The 22,710-nt window shown below is 67.2% G+C and carries 15 protein-coding genes; 9 read left to right on the top strand and 6 right to left on the bottom strand.

The genetic code is table 11. The annotated features are described in order from the left end of the window. Window positions 1-141: 141 nt before the first annotated feature. The 4 genes from AC06FA_RS00260 to AC06FA_RS00245 all read right to left on the bottom strand — a co-directional run bounded on the left by AC06FA_RS00260 (window position 142) and on the right by AC06FA_RS00245 (window position 4,139). Window positions 142-651 carry a hypothetical protein gene (locus AC06FA_RS00260; protein ID WP_312706979.1) on the bottom strand — a complete coding sequence of 170 codons (510 nt, stop codon included), beginning with the start codon at window positions 649-651 and terminating at the stop codon, window positions 142-144. Between the two features lie 57 nt (window positions 652-708). Further along, window positions 709-1,002, bottom strand: a complete 294-nt coding sequence (locus tag AC06FA_RS00255; RefSeq protein WP_478066608.1) for a LysM peptidoglycan-binding domain-containing protein — start codon at window positions 1,000-1,002, stop codon at window positions 709-711. Between the two features lie 172 nt (window positions 1,003-1,174). Next, window positions 1,175-1,993, bottom strand: coding sequence for an NADPH-dependent 7-cyano-7-deazaguanine reductase QueF (queF, locus tag AC06FA_RS00250; RefSeq protein ID WP_478066607.1), 819 nt, complete (start codon window positions 1,991-1,993; stop codon window positions 1,175-1,177). Between the two features lie 826 nt (window positions 1,994-2,819). After that, window positions 2,820-4,139 carry a M20 family metallopeptidase gene (locus AC06FA_RS00245; protein ID WP_478066606.1) on the bottom strand — a complete coding sequence of 440 codons (1,320 nt, stop codon included), beginning with the start codon at window positions 4,137-4,139 and terminating at the stop codon, window positions 2,820-2,822. A 186-nt stretch (window positions 4,140-4,325) separates the two neighbouring features. Here AC06FA_RS00245 and AC06FA_RS00240 point away from each other — a divergent pair, with 186 nt between their 5' ends. The 9 genes from AC06FA_RS00240 (at window position 4,326) to AC06FA_RS00200 (ending at window position 20,399) form a co-directional block, all read left to right on the top strand. After that, a complete protein-coding gene (locus tag AC06FA_RS00240) occupies window positions 4,326-5,567 on the top strand; it encodes an efflux RND transporter periplasmic adaptor subunit (RefSeq protein ID WP_478066605.1) in 1,242 nt (413 codons plus the stop codon). Between the two features lie 74 nt (window positions 5,568-5,641). Further along, the gene (locus AC06FA_RS00235; protein ID WP_478066604.1) at window positions 5,642-8,875 is read left to right on the top strand and encodes an efflux RND transporter permease subunit; all 3,234 of its coding nucleotides are present in this window, start codon (window positions 5,642-5,644) and stop codon (window positions 8,873-8,875) included. Between the two features lie 31 nt (window positions 8,876-8,906). Then, window positions 8,907-12,029 carry an efflux RND transporter permease subunit gene (locus tag AC06FA_RS00230; protein ID WP_478066603.1) on the top strand — a complete coding sequence of 1,041 codons (3,123 nt, stop codon included), beginning with the start codon at window positions 8,907-8,909 and terminating at the stop codon, window positions 12,027-12,029. 221 nt (window positions 12,030-12,250) lie between these two features. After that, window positions 12,251-14,308, top strand: coding sequence for a TonB-dependent siderophore receptor (locus AC06FA_RS00225; protein ID WP_478066602.1), 2,058 nt, complete (start codon window positions 12,251-12,253; stop codon window positions 14,306-14,308). Window positions 14,309-14,404: 96 nt separating this feature from the next. Continuing rightward, entirely contained in the window at window positions 14,405-16,585 is a 2,181-nt protein-coding gene (yccS, locus tag AC06FA_RS00220) for a YccS family putative transporter (protein WP_478066601.1), read from the top strand. Between the two features lie 687 nt (window positions 16,586-17,272). Continuing rightward, entirely contained in the window at window positions 17,273-19,162 is a 1,890-nt protein-coding gene (locus AC06FA_RS00215; RefSeq protein WP_478066600.1) for an MFS transporter, read from the top strand. Between the two features lie 175 nt (window positions 19,163-19,337). Then, window positions 19,338-19,625 carry a CD225/dispanin family protein gene (locus tag AC06FA_RS00210; RefSeq protein ID WP_478066599.1) on the top strand — a complete coding sequence of 96 codons (288 nt, stop codon included), beginning with the start codon at window positions 19,338-19,340 and terminating at the stop codon, window positions 19,623-19,625. Between the two features lie 32 nt (window positions 19,626-19,657). After that, entirely contained in the window at window positions 19,658-19,930 is a 273-nt protein-coding gene (locus AC06FA_RS00205) for a CD225/dispanin family protein (protein ID WP_108751076.1), read from the top strand. A 43-nt stretch (window positions 19,931-19,973) separates the two neighbouring features. Then, complete coding sequence (locus AC06FA_RS00200; RefSeq protein ID WP_478066598.1) at window positions 19,974-20,399, top strand: DUF2752 domain-containing protein; 426 nt, start codon at window positions 19,974-19,976, stop codon at window positions 20,397-20,399. Window positions 20,400-20,784: 385 nt separating this feature from the next. On the opposite strand, the gene ampE is transcribed toward AC06FA_RS00200, so the two are convergent. Both ampE and nudC read right to left on the bottom strand, forming a co-directional pair. Continuing rightward, a complete protein-coding gene (gene ampE / locus AC06FA_RS00195; protein WP_478066597.1) occupies window positions 20,785-21,672 on the bottom strand; it encodes a regulatory signaling modulator protein AmpE in 888 nt (295 codons plus the stop codon). A 111-nt stretch (window positions 21,673-21,783) separates the two neighbouring features. Continuing rightward, on the bottom strand, window positions 21,784-22,689 hold the full coding sequence (gene nudC / locus AC06FA_RS00190) for an NAD(+) diphosphatase (protein WP_478066596.1): 906 nt from the start codon (window positions 22,687-22,689) through the stop codon (window positions 21,784-21,786). Between the last annotated feature and the right edge of the window lie 21 nt (window positions 22,690-22,710).

Genomic DNA, 22,710 nt, shown 5'->3' with positions numbered 1-22,710 from the left:
TCACATGATCATCCACCACAGCTCGCTTCTCTTCCAGCCAGAGGCATTCGGCCCGTTGGCGCAGTGGGTGCCAGAAACAAAAAAGACGCAGCCTCGCGGCTGCGTCCATCGTGAGTCCAACCGGGAGAGAGTCGGCGGGACTTACTTGACCTCGAACTCCTGCGGCGTTCCTGCCGCCTTACCATCAACCATGACTTCGGCGCGGTACTTGCCGGCCGGCCAGCCATTGGCATTCTTGAACGTGATGTTGGTGGTTTCGGCACCACTGGTATTGAGGGTCGCGCTCTGCTCGCCTGCCACCTGGCCATCCTGGAAGGTCAGCTTGGCGCCCACGTTGACGTTGCTGGCCGCGCCATCGGTCTTCACCGACACTACGACGTCATCCTTCGGGGCGAACAGGGCGGCGGTGGCCACCGATTTGTCCGCAGCGGCGCTCTTGCCCACGGTCACCGAGGACACGGCAACCGCGCTTGCGGCCGCCATCGGCGGCGGTGCACCCGTCATCGGCGCCGGTGCCGGCTCTGCCGGTGCGGTGGCGGCCGGAGCGGCGTTGGTATCGGTGGATTCTTCTTTCTTCTTGCAGCCCACCAGGGCAACACTGCCCAGCAGGGCGGCCATCAGGGCATTCTGAAGCGGCGTGGTCTTGATCATTCGTGGTTTCTCCCAGGCATGTTCGGATAGCGTTCGTGGGCCGGTTGCGGGGCCGGCTTACTTCGGCGGCAGCTTCAGGGTCTGGCCCGGGAAAATCTTGTCCGGGTCGTCAAGCACATCGCGGTTGGCCTCGAAGATCTTCTTCCAGGCATTGGCATCGCCCAGGTGCTGCTTGGCGATCTTCGACAGCGAATCTCCCTTCTGCACGGTGTAGGTGCCGCCGCTGACGACGTCAGCAGTGCTGTCCACCGATGCGCTTACGCCGGAAAAGTCCGCCTTGTGAACCTGTTGGGCGGTACTGTCGACGCTGGCGCTTACGCCGGAGAAATCGGCCTTCTTCTCGGTACTCATCCACACACTCCCGTCTGCATGACTACGTGTTACGCACGGTGCCACGACGGTTGTTAAATGGGGATGGTGCAGATGTGAAGCCGCCCCCGGGGGCGGCTGAACAATCGGGGCGGATGGGCGTGTGGAAGCCCGCCGGGCGTGGCCCGGCGCTACCGGTCAGCGCCTTCGGCGGTTACTGGCGCAGTTCGCGGTAGGTCTCAGCCGGGGCTGCGATACCCGGGCTGGCACGCCACGGGTTGATGTCCAGGCCGCCGCGGCGGGTGTAGCGCGCTTCCACTTCCAGCCACTGCGGCCGGCAGCGCGCCGATACCTCGCTGAAAATGCGTTCGACGCACTGCTCGTGGAACTCGGCGTGCTCGCGGTAGCTGACCAGGTACCGCAGCAGGCCGGCGCGGTCGATCTTCGGGCCACGATAGCGCAGGCTGACGGTCGCCCAGTCCGGCTGGCCCGTCACCGGGCAGTTGGACTTCAGCAGCGCCGAGACCAGCGTCTCTTCGACCACCTCGGCATCGTCGGCGGCAAGGAAATCCGCCTGCGGCGGACCGTAGCAGGCGATCTCCACCTCCAGCCCATCGATGGAGTCGCCCAGCGGCGCCTCGCGCAGCGGCGGCAGGCCGAACGCCACCTCGACCGGTGCGCCGGCACACGCGGAAAGATCGGCGACCAGGCGCTCGCGCAGGGCCTGCGCACTGTCGATGCGGGTGCTGTTGAGGGAGTTCAGGTACAGCTTGAACGACTTCGATTCGATCAGGCGCGGCGAGGTGCACGGCACCTGCACCGTGGCCACGGCGACCTGAGGCTTGCCACGCGGATCGAGCCAGCTCAGCTCGAAGGCATGCCAGCGGTCGTGGCCGACGAACGGCAGCGCGGCGTCGTCCAGGCCGATTTCCGTACGGGCGCCGATGCGCGGGATGGGAAACAGCAGGCCGGGATCGTACTGCGACGGGTAACTGACCTCGCGACCGAGGCTGGAATCCTGGGGGGTGTTCATGCTGCGCATTGTATCGCGCGGAGGGCGCGCCTTCGGCCGGGCCGGCCAACGGCGGGGCCCCTCCGTGGTGGTTAAGAGCAGGATCTCGGGGTTGGCCGGGAGGGTGGGTTGGCTGGGGGACGCTGCAAGTACGTCCATGTAAGCTCGGTCGCGCCATCCATGGCGCTCACGCCCCCAGCCAACCCACCCTCCCGGCCACGGACAGTTTCCCGCGCCACCACGGGAAAGATCAGGAAAATCAAAATCAAAAGCAGAAGCCGGCCGTTCAGACGTTCATGACGTCTGCCGTGTCGACCAAGGTCGACACCTACCAGAGCAGAAATGGGGTCAGAGCCCGTTGCCAAGCAACGGGATCCGACCCCGTGCCGAATACGTCCATGTAAGCTCGGTCGCGCCGTCCATGGCACTCACGCCCCCAGCCAACCCACCCTCCCGGCCACGGACAGTTCCTGCGCCACCACGGGAAAGATCAGGAAAATCAAATTCAAAAGCAGAAGCCGGCCGTTCAGACGTTCATGACGTCTGCCGTGTCGACCAAGGTCGACACCTACCAGAGCAGAAATGGGGTCAGAGCCCGTTGCGAGGCAACGGGATCCGACCCCGTGCCTTTCCGACAGTTGCGGGAAACTGTCGGGGGCGGGGTGGTGTGGGCTTGCAGGACCGCAGGCGCCATGGATGGCGCCTACGAGCCCCCATGGACGGGTTTAAGGCGTGTCCTGCAAGCCCACACCGCCCCGCCCAATCCCACAGAAAACCAGCCCCGCTTTTGACGTTGCCGTTGCCGTTGCCGTCAGCGGGTGCAGGGCTGCAAGCCCTGCCGTTACCCTCACCCCGCCGGGGTGCCGGCGCCGTGCAGGTAATCCAGGCTGACCTGCAGCAACGCACGCAGGCCCACATCCAGCGCCTTCTCATCCAGCAGGAACTTCGGCGAATGGTTCGCCGGCGCCGTCGCCGGGTCGATGCCCACGCTGGTGGAGCCAACAAAGAAGAACATGCCCGGCACTTCCTTCGCGTACAGCGAGAAATCCTCCGCCCCCATCTGCAGCGGCGGCTCGTAGACATTGTCCTTGCCCACCACCGCCTGCAGGCTCGGCAGCATCTTCGCGGTCAACGCCGGATCGTTCACCGTGGCCGGGTTGCCTTCGGCCTCGTAGATCTCGGTCACCGCCTTGGCCCCGTGCGCGGCAGCCGTGTGCTCGGCCACGTTGCGCAGATCGGCGAAGATCTGCTGGCGCATGCCTTCATCGAAGGTGCGGATGGTGCCGACCATTTCCACTTCGTCGGGAATGATGTTGTAGCGGATGCCACCGTTGATCGCGCCGAAGGTCAGCACCGCCGGCTGCTTGGACAGATTGGTGCGGCGGCTGACGATGGTCTGCGCGGTGCCGACCAGGTCGGCGGTGGCCACGATCGGGTCCACCCCGTTCCACGGTGCCGAACCATGGGTCTGGCGGCCGATCACCTTGATCCCGAAGCGATCAGAAGCCGCCATCAGCGGGCCACCGCGCACCGCGATCTGCCCGGCCTGCACGCTGGAGAACACATGCAGGCCGAACACGGCCTCAGGCTTGAAGTCGGCGAACAGGCCTTCCTTCAGCATCAGCGCCGCGCCACCCTCTTCCGGCGGCGGCGCGCCTTCTTCGGACGGCTGGAAGATCAGCATCACCTGGCCCGGCAGATCCTTCTTCATCGCCACCAGTGCTTCGGCCACGCCGAGCAGGGTGGCGGTGTGCGCGTCATGGCCACAGGCATGCATCACCCCCACGGTCTGCCCGCGGTACTGAGCCGTGGCCTTGGAGGCAAACGGCAGACCGGTCTGTTCGGTCACCGGCAACGCGTCCATGTCCGCACGCAAGGCGATCTTCGGGCCCGGCTTGCTGCCCTCGATGATCGCCACCACGCCATGGTGGGCAATGCCGGTCTTCGGCTTCAGGCCCATCGCGCGCAGGCGCTTGGCCACTTCGGCCGACGTGCGCACCTCGCGGTTGGACAACTCCGGGTGCGCGTGGAAGTCACGGCGCCATTCCACCACCTGCGCCTGCAGGCGCTGCGCGGCGGCGGTCACCTCCGGGCGCTCGGCCACGTCGGCATGGGCAAGGGCCGGCAGAGCCAGCAGCAGGGCGGACAGCAGCAACGAACGGCGCATCACGGGCTCCACGGAAGGGGGGTGCACCTGAATGTAGGGCAAGGCCGCCCTCACGGGAACCTCTTTCGCCGCGCCGGGTCTGAGCGCCCGTCCCATCCGTCATGCAGGAAATGGCATGGGTCACAGGTATGCTTTGCGCATTGCCAACCGGGGCGCCGCCCCGTCCAGCCTTCTTGGAGTCCTTGAATGTCACGTGTTTGGAAGATCGTGCTGCTGGTCGTTGCAGTGCTGGTGCTGGCGGTGGTGGGCCTGCGGGTGCTGGGCGGCGGCAAGGACAAGGCCGCAGGCCCGGGCGCCGCAGCGCGCCAGGGCGGCGAAGATCCCGATGCCGGCCCGGTGCCGGTTACGGTGGTCGATGCCACCCGCCAGGACGTGCCGGTGTATGCCAGCGCCCTGGGCACGGTGACCGCCATGAACACTGTCACGGTCAGCCCGCAGGTGGGTGGCCAGCTGATGAGCCTGAATTTCCGCGAAGGCCAGGAAGTGAAGCAGGGCGACCTGCTGGCGCAGATCGACCCGCGCAGCGCACAGGCCAGCTATGACCAGGCCGTGGCCGCCAAGCGCCAGAACGAGGCGCTGCTGGCCACCGCCCGTTCCAACTACCAGCGCTCCAATGCGCCGGAGTACCGCCAGTTCGTGGCGAAAACGGATCTGGATACACAACGAAACCAGGTGTCACAGTACGAAAGCGCGGTGGCTGCCAATGAAGCCAGCGCGCGCGCCGCACAGGTGCAGCTGCAGTACACCCGCATCACCGCGCCGATCTCGGGCATCGCCGGCATCCGTGCAGTGGATGCGGGCAACGTGGTCAATGCCGGTACCGCGCTGGTCACCCTCACCCAGATCCACCCGATCCATGTGCTGTTCAACCTGCCCGAACGCCAGCTGGGCGATGTTCGCCAGGCGCAGGCCGCAGGCAAGGTGCCGGTAACCGCGCTGGACCGCGCCGACTCGCACGTGCTGTCCGGCGACGGCTCGCTGGATGTGGTGGACAACCTGATCAGCGCCGACAGCGGCACGTTCAAGGCCCGCGCGATCTTCGAAAACACCGACAACGGCCTGTGGCCGGGCCAGTTCGTCAACGTGCGGATGCAGCTGCGCACCATTGCCGGTGGCGTGGTCATTCCCACCCAGGCTGTGCTGCGCGGGCCCGATGGCGAGTACGTCTATCTGGTGCAGGGCGACAACACGGTGAAGATGCAGACCGTGCGCAGTGGCGTGGAAGTGGGCGACAGCCACGTGCAGATCACCGAAGGCCTGAAGGGCGGCGAGCGGGTGGTCAGCGAAGGCCAGTTCCGCCTGAAGCCGGGCAGCAAGGTGACCGCGCTGAAGCCGGGCGAAACCCCCGCTGCGCCCACCGAGGCCGAACTGAAGGCCGCCGAACAGAAGAGTGGCGGCCGCGGCCGTCCCGGTGGTGGCCCGCGCTGAGCGCAGGCCACCCTTTCCTTCCGCGCCGGCCTCGATGCCGGCGCAGCCATTGAAGCACCAGCAAGGATCCGTCCGTGGGCTTTTCGACGATCTTCATCCGCCGTCCCATTGCTACCTCGCTGTTGATGGCGGGTCTGTTGCTGCTGGGCATCCTGGGTTACCGCAAGCTGCCGGTGTCGGCGCTGCCGGAAATCGATGCCCCCAGCCTGGTGGTCACCACCCAGTACCCCGGTGCCAACGCCACCACCATGGCCTCGCTGGTCACCACCCCGCTGGAACGCCAGTTCGGGCAGATTTCCGGGCTGGAACTGATGACCTCCGATTCGTCGGCCGGGTTGTCTACGATCATCCTGCAGTTCTCGATGGACCGCGACATCGACATCGCCGCGCAGGACGTGCAGGCGGCGATCCGCCAGGCCACCCTGCCCTCGTCGCTGCCCTACCAGCCGGTCTACAACCGGGTGAACCCGGCCGACGCGGCCATCGTCACCCTGAAGCTGACCTCTGACACGCGACCGCTGCGCGAGGTCAACAACTACGCCGATTCGATCCTGGCCCAGCGCCTGTCGCAGGTGCAGGGCGTGGGCCTGGTGTCGATTGCCGGCAACGTGCGCCCGGCCGTGCGCATCCAGGTCAATCCGGCGCAGCTGTCGAACATGGGCCTGACCATGGAGGAGCTGCGCAGCGCGCTCACCCAGGCCAACGTCAATGCGCCCAAGGGTTCGTTGAACGGCAAGACCCAGTCCTACAGCATCGGCACCAACGACCAGCTGGCCAGTGCCGCCGAATACCGCGACACCATCATCAGCTACAAGAACGGCCGCCCGGTGCGGCTGTCCGACGTGGCGCAGGTGGTCGATGGCGTGGAGAACGACCAACTCGCCGCATGGGCCGATGGCAAGCCGGCGGTGCTGCTGGAAGTGCGCCGCCAGCCCGGTGCCAACATCGTGCAGACCGTCGAGCGCATCCGCGCCATCCTGCCGCAGCTGCAGGGCGTGCTGCCGGCCGACGTGCACCTGGAGATCTTCAACGACCGCACCGAAACCATCCGCGCGTCGGTGCATGAAGTGCAGTTCACCCTGATCCTCACCATCGGCCTGGTGGTGGCGGTCATCTTCGTGTTCCTGCGCCGGCTGTGGGCCACCATCATTCCCTCGGTGGCGGTACCGCTGTCGCTGGCCGGCACGTTCGCGGTGATGGCCTTCACCGGTATGTCGCTGGACAACCTTTCGCTGATGGCGCTGGTGGTGGCCACCGGCTTCGTGGTGGACGATGCGATCGTGATGATCGAGAACATCGTGCGCTACATCGAACAAGGCAAGAGTGGGCGCGAAGCAGCAGAGATCGGCGCGCGCCAGATCGGCTTTACCGTGCTGTCGCTTACCGTCTCGCTGGTGGCCGTGTTCCTGCCGCTGCTGCTGATGCCCGGCGTCACCGGCCGCCTGTTCCACGAATTTGCCTGGGTGCTCAGCATCGCCGTGGTGCTGTCGATGCTGATCTCGCTGACGCTCACCCCGATGATGTGCGCCTACCTGCTCAAGCCCGACGCACTGCCCGAGGGCGAAGACGCGCATGAGCGCGCGGCGGCCGCCGGCAAGCAGAACCTGTGGACGCGCACCGTGGGTGTGTATGAGCGCAGCCTGGACTGGGTGCTGGACCACCAGCGCGCCACGCTGGTCGTGGCGGCCGCTGCGCTGGTGCTGACCGTGCTGCTGTATGTGCTGATCCCCAAGGGTCTGCTGCCCGAGCAGGACACCGGCCTGATCACCGGCGTGGTGCAGGCGGACCAGAACATCGCCTTCCCGCAGATGGAACAGCGCACCAAGCAGGTGGCTGAGGCGCTGCGCCAGGACCCGGACGTGACCGGCGTGTCGGCCTTCATCGGTGCCGGCAGCATGAACCCCACGCTCAACCAGGGCCAGCTGTCGATCGTGCTGAAGGAGCGCGGCCAGCGTGATGGCCTGGATGAGATCCTGCCGCGCCTGCAGAAGGCCGTGGCCGGCATTCCCGGCGTGGCGCTGTACCTGAAGCCGGTGCAGGACGTGACCCTGGATACGCGCGTGGCCGCCACCGAGTACCAGTACTCGCTGTCGGACGTGGACAGTGCCACCGTGGCCACCCAGGCCACGCGCCTGACCGAGGCACTGCGGCAGCGCCCGGAACTGGCCGACGTGGACAACAACCTGTCCAACCAGGGCCGTGCGCTGGAACTGAACATCGACCGCGACAAGGCCAGCGTGCTGGGCGTGCCGATGCAGACCATCGACGACACGCTCTACGATGCGTTCGGCCAGCGCCAGATCTCCACCATCTTCACCGAGCTCAACCAGTACCGCGTGGTGCTGGAAGTGGCGCCGGAGTTCCGTACCAGCACCGCGCTGATGGAACAGCTGGCCGTCGCCTCCAACGGCGCCGGCGCGCTGACCGGCACCAATGCCACCAGCTTCGGCCAGGTCACCTCGTCGAACTCGTCCACCGCCACCGGCATCGGCGCGCAGAACACCGGCATCACCGTGGGTGCCGGCAGCATCATTCCGCTGTCGGCGCTGGCCGAAGGCAAGGTGACCAGTGCACCGCTGGTGGTCAGCCACCAGCAGCAGCTGCCGGCGGTCACCGTCTCGTTCAACGTGGCGCCGGGCTATTCGCTGTCCGATGCGGTCAAGGCCATTGAAGAGACCAAGGCCAGCCTGGACATGCCGGCCCACCTGCACGCCGAATTCATCGGCAAGGCGGCCGAGTTCACCGGCAGCCAGACCGACGTGGTGTGGCTGCTGCTGGCCTCGCTGGTGGTGATCTACATCGTGCTGGGCGTGCTGTACGAAAGCTACATCCACCCCATCACCATCATTTCCACCCTGCCGCCGGCCGGCGTGGGCGCGCTGCTGGCGCTGATGGTGTGCGGCCTGAGCCTGTCGGTGGACGGCATCGTCGGCATCGTGCTGCTGATCGGCATCGTGAAGAAGAACGGCATCATGATGGTCGACTTCGCGATCGAAGCCCGCCGCGCCGGCGCCAACGCCCATGAAGCGATCCGCCGCGCCTGCCTGCTGCGCTTCCGCCCGATCATGATGACCACCGCCGCGGCCATGCTGGGCGCGCTGCCGCTGGCACTGGGCACCGGCATCGGTTCGGAACTGCGCCGCCCGCTGGGCATCGCCATCGTCGGCGGCCTGCTGCTGTCGCAGCTGGTAACGCTGTACACCACGCCGGTGATCTACCTGTACATGGAACGGTTCTCGGAATGGCTGGCCCGCCGCCGCGAGCAGCGCGCGTTGCGCGACGGTTCGCTGCAGGAGCCGCAGGCATGACCCAGGCCCCGCACCTGCGGGGGGCCGCACGATGAACCTGTCCGGCCCCTTCATCCGCCGCCCGATCGGCACCGCGCTGCTGGCCATCGGCTTGTTCATCATCGGCCTGATCTGCTATCTGAAGCTGGGCGTGTCGGCCCTGCCGAACATCCAGATTCCGGTGATCTTCGTGCACGCCAGCCAGTCCGGCGCCGACGCGGCCACCATGGCGTCCACGGTCACCGCGCCGCTGGAACGCCACCTGGGCCAGCTGCCCGGCATCGACCGCATGCGCTCTTCCAGTTCGGAAGGCAGCTCGCTGGTGTTCATGATCTTCCAGACCGACCGCGATATCGATTCGGCGGCGCTGGACGTGCAGACCGCGATCAACTCGGCGCAGGCCGACCTGCCCTCGGGCATGGGCTCGCCGATGTACCAGAAGGCGAACCCGAACGACGATCCGGTCATCGCCATCGCGCTGACCTCGCAGACGCAGTCGGCCGACGAGCTGTACAACGTGGCCGATTCGCTGCTGGCCCAGCGTATCCGCCAGATCGGCGGCGTGGCCTCGGTGGACATCGCCGGTGCTTCAACGCCGGCCGTGCGCGTGGACGTGAACCTGCGCCTGATGAACGCGCTGGGCCTGACCGCCGACGATCTGCGCAACGCCGTGCGCGCGGCCAATGTCACCTCGCCCACCGGCTTCCTCAGCGACGGCAACACCACCACCGCGATCATTGCCAACGACTCGGTCGCGCGTGCGGCCGACTTCGCCAACCTGGTGGTGAAAACCCAGGGCGATGGCCGGGTCATCCGCCTGAAGGACATCGCCAACGTCTACGACGGCCAGCAGGATGCCTACCAGGCCGCGTGGTTCGACCACAAACCTGCGGTGGTGATGTACGTGTTCACCCGCGCCGGTGCCAACATCGTGGAAACCGTGGACCGGGTGAAGGCGCAGATTCCCGCGCTGCGCGACTACCTGCAGCCCGGCACCACCATGACCCCGTACTTCGACCGCACGCCGACCATCCGCTCGTCGCTGCATGAAGTGCAGATCACCCTGCTGATCAGCCTGGCCATGGTGGTGCTGACCATGGCGCTGTTCCTGCGTCGCCTGGCCCCGACCCTGATCGCCGCGGTCACCGTACCGCTGTCGCTGGCCGGTGCGGCGCTGGTGATGTACGCGCTGGGCTTCACCCTGAACAACCTGAGCCTGCTGGCGCTGGTGATTGCGATCGGCTTCGTGGTGGACGATGCGATCGTGGTGATCGAGAACATCATGCGCCACCTGGACGAGGGCATGCCGCGCCTGCAGGCGGCCTTCACCGGTGCGCGCGAGATCGGCTTCACCATTGTTTCGATCACCGCCTCGCTGGTGGCGGTGTTCATTCCGCTGCTGTTCGCCAGCGGCATGATGGGCGCCTTCTTCCGCGAGTTCACCGTCACCCTGGTGGCGGCCATCGTGGTGTCGATGATCGTCTCGCTGACGTTGACCCCGGCGCTGTGCAGCCGCTTCCTGAGCGCGCACGACCACACCGCTGCGCCGTCGCGCTTCGGCCGCTGGCTCGATGCTGGGCACGAGCGCATGCTGCGCATCTACACCGTGTTCCTGGATTTCTCGCTGCGCCATGCGCTGCTGCTTTCGCTCACCCCGCTGATCCTGATCGGCGTCACCATCTTCCTGTTCGGTGCAGTGAAGAAGGGCGCGTTCCCGCCGCAGGACACCGGCCTGATCTGGGGCCGCGCCAATTCCAGCGCCACCGTCTCCTTCGAAGACATGGTCAGCCGCCAGCGCCGCATCACCGACATGCTGATGGCCGACCCGGCGGTGAAGACCGTGGGCGTGCGCCTGGGCAGTGGCCGCCAGGGCTCCAGCGCGCAGTTCAACGTGGAACTGAAGTCGCGCAAGGAAGGGCGCCGCGAGACCACCGCCCATGCCCTGGCACGCCTGAGTGCCAAGGCCGACCGCTACCCCGACCTGCAGCTGCGCCTGCGCGCGATCCAGGATCTGCCCAGCAACGATGGTGGCGGCAGCAGCCAGGGCGCGCAGTACCGCATCTCGCTGCAGGGCAACGACCTGGCGGCACTGCAGGAATGGCTGCCCAAGCTGCAGGCCGAGCTGAAGAAGAACCCGAAGCTGCGCGACGTGGGCACCGACGTGGACAACGCCGGCCTGCGCCAGAACATCGAGATCGACCGCGCCAAGGCCGCACGCCTGGGCGTATCGGTCGGCGCCATCGACGGTGCGCTGTACGGTGCGTTCGGCCAGCGGCAGATTTCCACCATCTACTCGGACATCAACCAGTACAGCGTGGTGGTCAACGCCCTGCCCTCGCAGACCGCCACGCCGGCGGCACTGGACGAGGTGTACGTGAAGGCCAGCAATGGGCAGATGGTGCCGATCACCGCGGTGGCCAGCCAGGTGCCCGGGTTGGCGCCTTCGCAGATCACCCACGAAAACCAGTACACCACGATGGACCTCAGCTATAACCTGGCGCCCGGCGTCAGCATGGGCGAGGCGAAGGCGATCATCGACGCCACCGTGAACGGCATGCGCATGCCCGGCGACATCCGCCTGGCCGACGATGCGGGCTTCGGTTTCAACTCCGACCCCAGCGACATGCTGATCCTGGTATTCGCAGCGATCCTGACCGTGTATCTGGTGCTGGGCATGCTGTACGAGAGCCTGATCCACCCGGTCACCATCCTGTCCACCCTGCCGGCGGCGGGCGTGGGTGCGCTGCTGGCGCTGTTCGGCACCAATACCGAGCTGTCGGTGATTTCGATGATCGCGCTGGTGCTGCTGATCGGCATCGTGAAGAAGAACGCGATCATGATGATCGACTTCGCCCTGGTGGCGCAGCGCGAACATGGGCTGGCCCCGCGCGATGCCGCGCGTGAAGCCAGCATCGTGCGCTTCCGGCCGATCATGATGACCACGATGGTGGCGATCCTGGCCGCGGTGCCGCTGGCGATCGGCCTGGGCGAAGGCTCGGAGCTGCGCCGCCCGCTGGGTATCGCGATGATCGGCGGCCTGCTGTTCTCGCAGAGCCTGACCCTGCTGAGCACGCCGGCGCTGTACGTGATCTTCTCGTGCCTGGCCGAACGCTGGCGGGCACGCCGCGCACGCAGGCGCGAGGCGAAGCTGCTCAAGCGCGCGGCCCGCGCATAGTCCAGGGGTCAGATCCCTCGCTCTGAGAGGGCTCTGACCCCGTGCGACGATCACGGTTTGACGCGCTGTAACGAAAAGAGAACAATTCGCAACCAGCCATGGTCCTGCGCCCCTGCGGCGCCCCGCTTCCGGTTCCCGGTCAGCCTGCGTGATCCCAGCCACTGCCCCTTCCCCCAACCATGGGTGGATGGCCTGTGGCCGTCCGCCGAGGAACCTGATCGATGCCTCCGTTCCGCACCCCGCGCGTGGCCCTGCTGGCCGCCGCCCTGTCCGCCGCCTGCGCGGCCCACGCTGAAGCCCCGGCTGATACCCGCAGCGCCACCGACCTGGACGCCATCAAGGTGGTCGGCGAACGCACCCATACCGAAGCCGGTGCGCTGGGCGACCGTGCCCTGCGTGACACCCCGTTCGCCATTACCGCGGTCGGCCGCGAGCAGTTGGAGCAGCGCCAGGTCGTATCGCTGGGCGAAGCCTTCCTGTTCGATCCGTCGGTCACCACCCAGGTCAGCGCCTACGCCAGCGGCTGGAGCTCGCCCATCCGCAACCGCGGCATCGATCTGAACTACGACAGCTACCGCGTGAACGGCCTGCAGGTGTCCTCGTGGGGCACCGAATGGCCGCTGGAAGTGATGGAACAGGTCGACCTGCTGAAGGGTCCCGGCGGCTTCCTGTACGGCTTTGGCGCGCCCGGCGGCATCGTCAACTACATCACCAAGAAGCCCACCGACACCCCCACCTTCTCGGCGCAGCTGGGCTGGCGCGAACAGGGCATCGTCAGCGGCGGTGTCGACGCCGGCGGCCGCTTCGGCAACGAAGAAATGTTCGGCTACCGCTTCAACGCCTACCAGGAGAAGGGCGAAACCTTCAACGGCGGCCATGTCGACCGCAAGGTCGGCGCGCTGTCGCTGGACGCGCGCCTGAGCGATGCGCTCACCTGGACCTTCGACGGCGTGTTCCAGTCGCGCGACCTGAGCGAAGAATCGCCGCAGTACTACTTCATCGGCATGACTTCGCTGCCGCGGCCGATTGCCGGCGACGTCGACAACAGCGTGCCGGGCACCTACTACGACACCCGTTCCAGCCTGCTGTCCACGGCGTTGAACTGGCAGATCAACAGCGACTGGAAGGCCAGCCTGAGCTACGGCGTCACCACCTCGTGGAACGACGTCAACAAGATCTTCGCCTACATCGACGATCCGAACGGCGACTACAACGTGAACGTGTACGAGCTGGGCGGCAAGAGCGAATGGAAGCTTGCGCAGGCGCTGGTGCAGGGCAGCTTCCGCACCGGTCCGCTGCAGCACCAGCTGGTGGCCGGCGTCAGCCACCAGACCGGGCTGGGCTGGGACCGCCCCTACGAGTGGAACACCATCGGTCGCGCCAACCTGTACCAGCGCTCGTCCATCCGCCACGACGCGGTGGGTTCGCGGGTGATGACCCGCGGCGATGAAACCGTGCAGCAGGCCGTGTTCGCCAGCGATACGGTGGACTTCGGCGGTGGCTGGTCGGTGCTGGCCGGCTGGCGCTACAACGACTTCGAGACCAAGGGCCGTTACCACACCTACCCGGTCACCCCGACCTATGCGGTCATGTTCAAGCCCAGCGAGGCGGTGACCCTGTACGCCAGCTACATCGAATCGCTGGAAGCCGGCAGCCGCGTGGGCAACACCTACATCAACGCCGGTGATGTGCTGGACCCGACCATCAGCAAGCAGTACGAGGTCGGCGCCAAGGTGGAAGCCTCGCGCTGGAATGCGAACGTGGCCGCGTTCCGCCTGGAGCGAGGCGCCAACATCGACCAGCCGACCGACGCCGGCCTGCGCCTGGTGCAGGATGGCATCACCCTGTACGAAGGCGTGGAAGCCAGCGCCGACCTGCACCTGACCGATGCACTGACCGTGGGCGGCGGCGTGACCTGGCTGGACCCGACCTACGACAAGCTGTCCCCCGACAGTGCCGCGCAGGAAGGCAACCGCACCGTCGGCGCCGCACGCTGGAGCGGTGTGCTGCATGCCAGCTACCAGCTGCCGTGGGTCGATGGCCTGGAAACCTATGCCGCCGTGCGCTACTACGGCGATGTCTGGTACGACGCCGACAACACCCTGAAGCTGCCCGACTACACCCTGGTCAATGCCGGTGTGGGCTACCGCCTGATGGCGTCGGGGCACCCGGTCACCCTGCGCGCCAGCGTGGAAAACCTGGCCAATCGCAAGTACTGGTCGAACGCGGGCGTCGGCCTGCCTCGCACCTTCGCGGTGAGCGTGCGCTGGGAGATGTAACCCGGTTCCGGTGGGTGCGGACCGTTGGTCCGCACCTCGAACACCCCGCACACGCGCGCACCGCCATAATGGGGGCACTTCGCCCCCCGAGCCTGCATGTCCGCGCCCCATTCCCGCCTCAGCCGCCTGTGGGCCCATGAAAAGGCCAGCTACGGCCTGCGTGTGTTCATCGCCCTGACCACCGCGCTGGGCGTGTGCTGGCATCTGCAGGCCCTGCCCGCGCTGCCCGGCGTGTTCCTGGGCATCATCGCCAGCGCGATCGCCGAAACCGACGACAACTGGTGGGGCCGCACCAAGGCGGTGCTGCTGTCACTGCTGTGCTTCTGCATCGCCGCCGCGTCGGTCATCTGGCTGTTCCCGTGGCCGTGGCTGTTCATCGGCGCGCTGGCGCTGTCCACCTTCGGCCTGACCCTGCTGGGCGCGCTGGGCGAACGCTACGCCTCCATCGCCCAGGCCACGGTCACCCTGGCCATCTACACCATGATCGGGCTGGAACAGCATGGCGGCGCCGGCGACCTGCCACGTGCCCTGCATGCGGTCAGCCACCTGCTGGCCGGTGCCGTCTGGTATGGCCTGCTGTCCATCGTCTGGACCGCGCTGTTCGCCAACCGTCCGGTGCGCGAACGCGTAGCCCGTCTCTACCAGGAACTGGGCCGCTACCTGCAGTTGAAGGCCGCGTTGTTCGAGCCGGTGCGCGAAGCGGACCTGCACCGTCGCCAGCTGGATCTGGCCGAGCAGAACCGCCGGGTGGTGGGCGCGCTCAACGAAGCCAAGACCGCCATCATGGCGCGCTTCGGCCGCTCCGGCCGCCCCGGCGTGAACTCTGGTCTGTACCTGCGCCTGTACTACATGGCGCAGGATTTCCATGAGCGTGCCAGCTCGTCGCACTACCCCTACGGCGCTCTGGTGGATGCGTTCTTCCACAGCGACGTGCTGTACCGCTGCCAACGTCTGCTGGACCTGCAGGGCCAGGCGTGCGCACGGCTGGGCGAGGCGATCCGCCTGCGCCGCCCGTTCGTGTACGGCGAAAGCAACCAGCAGGCCGGGCGCGATCTGGCCGACGCGCTGGCCTACCTGCGCGACCAGCAGCGCCCGCAGTGGCAGCGCCTGCTGGGCTCGCTGGACCTGCTGGTGCACAACCTGCGCAGCATCGAACGCCGCCTGCTGGATGCCGAACGTTCGGAGGCCAGCCTGGACAACGTCGATACCCGCCTGCGCGACAGCAACCCGCACACGCTGCGCGAAATGGGCGTGCGCATCCGCCAGCAGCTCACCCCCGGCTCGGTGCTGTTCCGCCACGGCCTGCGCATGGCCCTGGCACTCATCGCCGGCTTCCTGGCCATCCGCCTGTTCAATGCACAGAACGGCTCCTGGGTGCTGCTGACCATCGTCTTCGTCTGCCGACCGAACTTCGGCGCCACCCGCCAGCGCCTGGCCCAGCGCATCGTCGGCACCCTGGCCGGCCTGGTGCTGACCTGGGCACTGCTGCAGCTGTTCCCGCAGCTGCACGTGCAGCTGCTGATCGCGCTGCTGTCGGCCCTGCTGTTCTTCTTCACCCGCACCGACCGCTACCTGGTCGCCTCGGCGGCGATCACGGTGATGGCACTGACCTGCTTCAACCTGATCGGCGATGGCTTCGTGCTGATCGTGCCACGCATGGTCGACACCCTGCTGGGCTGCGCGATCGCGGCCGCAGCGGCCTTCCTGATCCTGCCCGACTGGCAGGGCCGGCAGCTGCACAAGGTCCTGGCGCGGGTGCTGGACACCGCCGCGCGCTATCTGGAATCCGTGTTGGGCCAGTACCGCAGCGGCATGCGTGACGACCTGGCCTACCGCATCGCCCGCCGTGACATGCACAACGCCGACGCGGCCCTGTCCACGGCCTTGTCGAACATGCTGCGCGAGCCCGGCCATGTGCGCCGCAACCTGGATGCCGGTTTCCGCTTCCTGGCCCTGTCCAACACCCTGCTCGGCCACCTTTCCGCGCTGGGCGCGCACCGCGATCAGGTGGACAGCTTCGCCGCCGACCCTCTGGCGCTGGCCGCCGGCGAACGCGTGCGCAAGGCCTTGGAACAACTGGGCAGCGCGCTCGGCGCACGGCAACCGGTCAGCGAGGACGACAATGATGCCGATCGTGCCGTGGCCGCCGAACTGGAACAGACCGACGACAGCATGGCGCCCAAGCTGCAGCTGATCCGCACGCAGATGGCACTGGTGCTGCGCATGCTGCCGAAGATGCGCGCAGCGGCCAATGAAGCGGTGCGCGGCCTGACCTGATCGCGGGCGCATGGGGGGGCGGATGCCGGTGGCCGCTCACGCGCCGGGCGCACGTGCCGGGCGCACGTGCCGGGGTCGGGGTCGGTGCCCCATGCGGGTGGCAATGGCTGTGGGTGTGGGTGTGGGTGTGGGTGTGGGTGTGCCGATGCCCGATGCCGGTGGCAATGGCGTTGCCGATACCGATGCCGATGCCGATGCCGATGCTGATGCCGATGGCGATGGCGATGGCGATGGCGATGGCGATGGCGATGGCGATGGCGTTGCCGATGCTGATGCTGATGCTGATGCTGATGCTGATGCTGATGCCGATGCCGATGCCGATGCTGATGCCGATGCCGAATCCCGTAGAGTCAAGCTTGCTCGACTGCTGTTCGCAAAGCAGTCGAGCAAGCTCGACTCTACGACGGGCAGCATCGCGGCATCGTTCGGGCCAGGCATCGCGGCAGCATCGCGGCATCGTTCGGGCCAGGCATCGCGGCAGCATCGCGGCATCGTTCGGCCCAGGCATCGCGGCAGCATCGCGGCACCGTTCCGCCCGGGCATCGCGACAGCATCGCGGCACCCTTCGGCGCGGCGCCATGGCGGTGCCCCCCCATCGTTCGGATGGGCACCAACCCTGCGTGTTCCCCCGCCCCGCACCCGCCGTGCGGGCAGGAATGCTAGGCTGCGGCGGTCCAAGGAGGTTCCATGTCCGGCCACAATCAGTTCGCCCTGCTGCGCCAGCGCCGCTTCCTGCCGTTCTTCATCGTGCAGGCGCTGGGCGCCTTCAACGACAACGTCTACCGGCAGGCGATCATCGGCCTGTTGTTCTACCTGGGCGTCTCGGAAGAGCAGCGTTCGCTGTACACCACGCTGGCACCGGCCATCTTCATCCTGCCCTACTTCCTGTTTTCAGCCCTTGCCGGCCAGATCGCCGACAAACTGGAAAAATCGCGCCTGATCGTGATCACCACCACCATGGAGATCGTGATCATGTCGATGGCGGCGGTCGGTTTCCTGACCGAAAGCCTGCCGTTCCTGCTGGTGGCGCTGTTCTGCACCGGCATGCAGTCCACCCTGTTCGGGCCGGTGAAGTACTCGGTGCTGCCGGCGGTACTGAAGCCGGAAGAACTGACCGGCGGCAACGGCCTGGTCGAGATGGGCACCTCCATCTCGATCCTGTCGGGCATGATCCTGGGCGGCGCGGTGTTCCTGCTCGCCGGCAGCCATGGCCCGATCGTGGCCGCCACCGCGGTCATCGCGCTGGCAATCTGCGGCAACATCGCCGCGCGCATGATCCCCAAGGTCGATGCCGGCGACCCGGACCTGAAGATCAACTGGAACCCGCTGCCGGAATCGCTGGTGGTGCTGCGCATGGCGCGCCAGCAGAAGGCGGTGCGCAACGCCATCCTGGGCGTGTCCTGGTTCTGGTTCGTCGGCACCGTGCTGACCTCGCAGCTGCCCAACTACGCGCTAGCCAACCTGGGCGGCGAACCGAAGCTGTACCTGTTCGCACTGGCGCTGTTCTCGGTCGGCACCGGCGTCGGCTCGCTGCTGTGCGAGAAACTGTCGGCGCGCACCGTGGAAATCGGTCTGGTGCCGCTGGGTGCGTTCGGCATGACCGCCTTCCTGCTGGATCTGTACTTCGCCCGTCCGGGTGAGGCCGCGGTTCACGGGCTGGGCATCCTGGCCTTCCTGCAGCAGGCCGGCAGCGTGCGCATCGTGGTTGATCTTGTCGGAATCGGCCTGTTCACCGGCGTGTTCGTGGTGCCGTTGTTCGCGCTGATCCAGAGCCGCACCCCGAAGGCGCAGATGTCGCGCGTGTTCGCCGCGCTGAACATCCAGAACTCCGGCTTCATCGTCGGCGCCGCACTGATCTCGCTGGCCGCGCGCGAATGGCTGCACTGGACCATCCCGCAGTTGTTCCTGGCCCTGGCCATCGCCAATGCCGTGGTGGCGATCTACATCTTCACCATCGTCCCCGAATTCCTGATGCGCTTCCTCAGCTGGGTGATGGTGCGCACGCTGTACCGGCTGCGCCCGCACGGCATTGAAGCCAACGTGCCCGACGACGGCCCCGCGCTGCTGGTCTGCAACCATGTCAGCTACATGGACGCGCTGATCCTGTCGGCGACGATCCCGCGCCCGGTGCGTTTCGTCATGTACTACCGCATCTTCAACATTCCGGTGATGCGCTGGATTTTCCGCACCGCCAAGGCAATTCCCATCGCCGGCGCGCGCGAAGACCCCGCCCTGATGCAGCGCGCGTTCGATGAAGTGGATGCGGCGCTGGCCGAGGGCGAACTGGTCTGCATCTTCCCCGAAGGCGCGTTGACCCGCGATGGCGCGATGGCGCCGTTCAAGTCAGGCGTCGAGAAGATCCTGGAACGCAGGCCCGTGCCGGTGGTGCCGATGGCACTGCGCGGCATGTGGTCGAGCATGTGGAGCCGGCGCGATACCCGCCTGGGCCGCATGCGCGTGCCGCGCCGCTTCCGCGCCACCGTGGAAGTGGTGGCCGCGCCGGCCGTGGACGGTCAGCACGCCACGGCGGCCACACTGGAAGCCCAGGTGCGCACCCTGCGCGGCGACAACGCCTGACGCGTCTGCCCGATGGGCAGACACCCCTCCCGGCGCCCCGCTGAAGCGAGCAAAGCACCACTCGGCGGGCATGTAAACGCATACATGAGGCTCCGGTTGCGGTAGATTACGCACCCACAGGGGGGAGGTTCGGCCTGTCCGCGACAGACCGACCACCAAGGAATGGAGTCTTGCTTTGAATCAACCGCCACCCATCGAGCGCCCGGTCTACATCCCCAACCATCTGGTCTGGGCGATCGTGACAACGCTGTTCTGCTGCCTGCCGTTGGGCGTGGTGTCGATTGTCTATGCGTCCCAGGTGGATGGCCGCCGCGCGGCCGGTGACCTGCCGGGGGCCTTCAGTGCGTCACGCAAGGCGGGCTGGTGGGCGGTGGCTTCGGCCCTCGCACTGCCGGCCCTGTTGCTGTTGTGGTTCGGGCTGTTCGGCGGCATGGCTGCGCTGGGCGCTCTTTCCGACCTTTGATTCACACCACCACCCATCTAGGAGCTTGAACCATGAACACCACCACCCCGCAGGTCCCCAACAATCTGGTCTGGGCCATCCTGTCGACCCTGTTCTGCTGCCTGCCGGCCGGCATCGTGTCGATCGTCTACGCCGCCCAGGTCAACGGCAAGCTGGCCGCTGGCGACATCGCCGGTGCGCGTGAATCGTCCGAGAAGGCGAAGAAGTGGGCCATCTGGTCGGCCATCGCCGCCGTTGTCGTCGGCATCCTGTACGGCATCCTGATCGCCGTGGTCGGCGTGATGGGCGGCGGCAGCAGCTACTGATGCACCCGACGGGATCCGGCAGCGCGCCGGGTCCCGTTGTCGCATGTCCGTGTTCCCTGTCCGCTCCCGACTGGCCCGCTGGGCCCCGCTGCTGGCCGCTTCCGGCCTGGCCGCCGGTGCCGCCGTGGTGCTGCGCCACGTCAACCCCTACGTCTCGGGCAATCCGCTGCCCGGCTGCCCGCTGTATGCACTGACCGGGCTGTACTGCCCCGGCTGCGGCAGCACGCGCTGCCTGTATTCGCTGGTGCACTTCGACCTGCCCGGCGCGATGGCGATGAACCCGCTGCTGGTCATCAGCCTGCCGTTCCTGTTCCTGATGCTGCTCAACAGCGCCGGCATCCGCCCACGCGTGCTCGACCCGCTGATGCGGGTGCTGGCCAACCCGATGTTCTGGCTGTGGCTGCTGCCCGGCTACGCGCTGCTGCGCAACCTGCCCTGGGCCCCGTTCACCGCCCTGGCCCCGGTCTAGGGTTCCAGCCAACGGCGCAGCCCATCGTGGTGGGGCGTTGCTTGTCGATCATGGGATTGTCCGGCCACGGACAGTTTCCGTGCGCGTCCACCACGGAAAAGAAGAAAAGATCAAAAGCCACAGCGGGTCGCTGCGCTCGGTATCCACGCATGGCGTGGATCTACTGTGTCGACCAAGGTCGACACCTACCAACAGCAGAGTGAACCTGTCAGAGGTGGGGCGGTGTGGGTAGGCAGGACCGCAGGCGCCATGGATGGCGCCTACGAGCCCCCATGGACGGGTTTACGGCGTGTCCTGCCTACCCACACCGCCCCGCCATCCCACGGATCCCCAGCTTTTGACGTTGCCGTTGGCGGGTGCAGGGCTGCAAGCCCTGCCGGAATACCTACGTCACCCAGCCGGCAATCACCAGCAGGGCCAGCACTGCCAACCACAGCAGCAGCATGCGCCAGACCAGGCTCATCGCGTCGCGCAGGTCCGGCAGCCGCTGCCACACCGGCAACAGCCCCGCTTCGGTGTAATCGTGCGCGTCCTCGCGCAGCTCGGCGTTCACGCTGGCACGCGCCACCGCGCCCAGGAAACCGATGCCGCCGGCCAACCGCTCGCCGTGGGCCTGCCGCCAGGCCTTCCACGCGGTATCGAAGTTGCCCACCAGCGCCATCGAGAACGCCATCAGCTGCGCCACCGGCCACTCGATCCACGACAGCACGCGCTGCGCCAGGGCCAGCGGTTCCACCGGTACCCGCGCGCGCATCGGGCTCTCGGCCATCAGCGCCAACAGGCGATAGGCCAGCGCCCCGACCGGGCCCAGCAACAGGAACCAGAACAGCACCGCGAACCAGCGCCGCAGCGCATTCAAGACGGTCGCTTCCACCAGCGACGGAACATCTTCACGCAGGCTGCCACCGGCCGCCTGCAACTGCCGCACCGCCGCCTGCCGGGCACTGGCCTCGTCGGCATCGATGATCGCCTCGACATCACGGTCCAGGTCACGCGGTCCCCAGCACCAGGCCAGCACGGCCACCCCCAGCAACAGCGCGGGCAGCCCGAACAGCACCCCGCTCAGCAGCCACACCAGCAGACCCATCAGCAGCAGCGGCGGCAGCAACGCCACCACCACCCCCGCCGGCCCCTGCCAGGCCCGACCGCCATGCGCATCCAACCAGCCCAGCCAATGCCGGAACCCCTCGAAGCGGCGCAGCGAGGCGGCAGCGGCCGGGGCTACATGGCCCAGGGCCAGCGCCACCAGCACGGCAACCAGAGTGGTGAACATGGCGGGTCTCCCGGTGAATAAGCGTTCGGCGCCGCTACCTTACCTGCCGCAGCCGCGCCTTCAGCGATGGATTCCACTCTACCTTGCCGCGTGTTCAGGTGGCGGCAATGCTCAGCCGCGCTGCTGCCGGTACCAGTGTTCGATCAGACCGCGCGAGATCGAGATCGGCGGCGACAGACGGATGCCCTGGCCATCGTCTTCCACATCGCGCGCCAGGGCGGCACCCACTTCATCGACGGTGAACCAGCGGGCGTCTTCCAGCTCACCATCCACGGTGGGCACATCGTCGTGCGCCTGCGCGCGGAAGCCGACCATCAGCGCGCCGGGGAACGGCCACGGCTGCGAGCCCAGGTACTGCGCAGCGATCACGCGCACCTTGCTCTCCTCGTGCACTTCACGGGCCACGGTCTGTTCAAAGGTTTCGCCCGGCTCGACAAAACCGGCCAGCACCGAATAGCGGCGCGGGGCCCAGTTGGCCTGCCGCCCCAGCAGCAACCGCCCCTGGTTTTCCACGGCCACGATCACCGCCGGGTCCACCCGCGGGTAATGCTCGGTGGCGCACTGCGGGCAGCGGCCGACGAAGCCACCGCGGGCGAAGGCCACGGCACTGCCACAGACGCCGCAGAAGCGCGTGCGCGACTGCCAGTACGACATGCCGCGCGCGTAGCTGAAGGCCGTGGCATCGGCCACCGTCCACAGCAACGCCGCCTGCCGCAGGTCCAACCGTCGCGGCGCGGTCACACTCACCTGCGCGGCATCCACACCGAACCACGCCTGGCCCTCACGCAGGCCAAGGAAGATCGCAGCACCCGGCCCGCCCCCCAGTGCAGCGCCGGTCAGCGGCAGGGGCTGGTCATCTTCATCGGTGAAGGCCGTGCCGTCCTGGTCCAGCACAAGAATGCGCGCATCCGGCCACAGGCGCGCCAGAGCATCGGCATCGGCGCGCAGGGCATCGGCGCGCTCCAGCGGTTCGTCCACGAAGGCGAAACCGGAAAGCGGCGAAGGAGTCGTAAGCATTCCACAAGCCTGCCGCCATTC

The organism is Stenotrophomonas sp. Steno-C17 (genome assembly GCF_056393165.1).
This window is presented reverse-complemented; position numbering and strand designations above follow the sequence as displayed.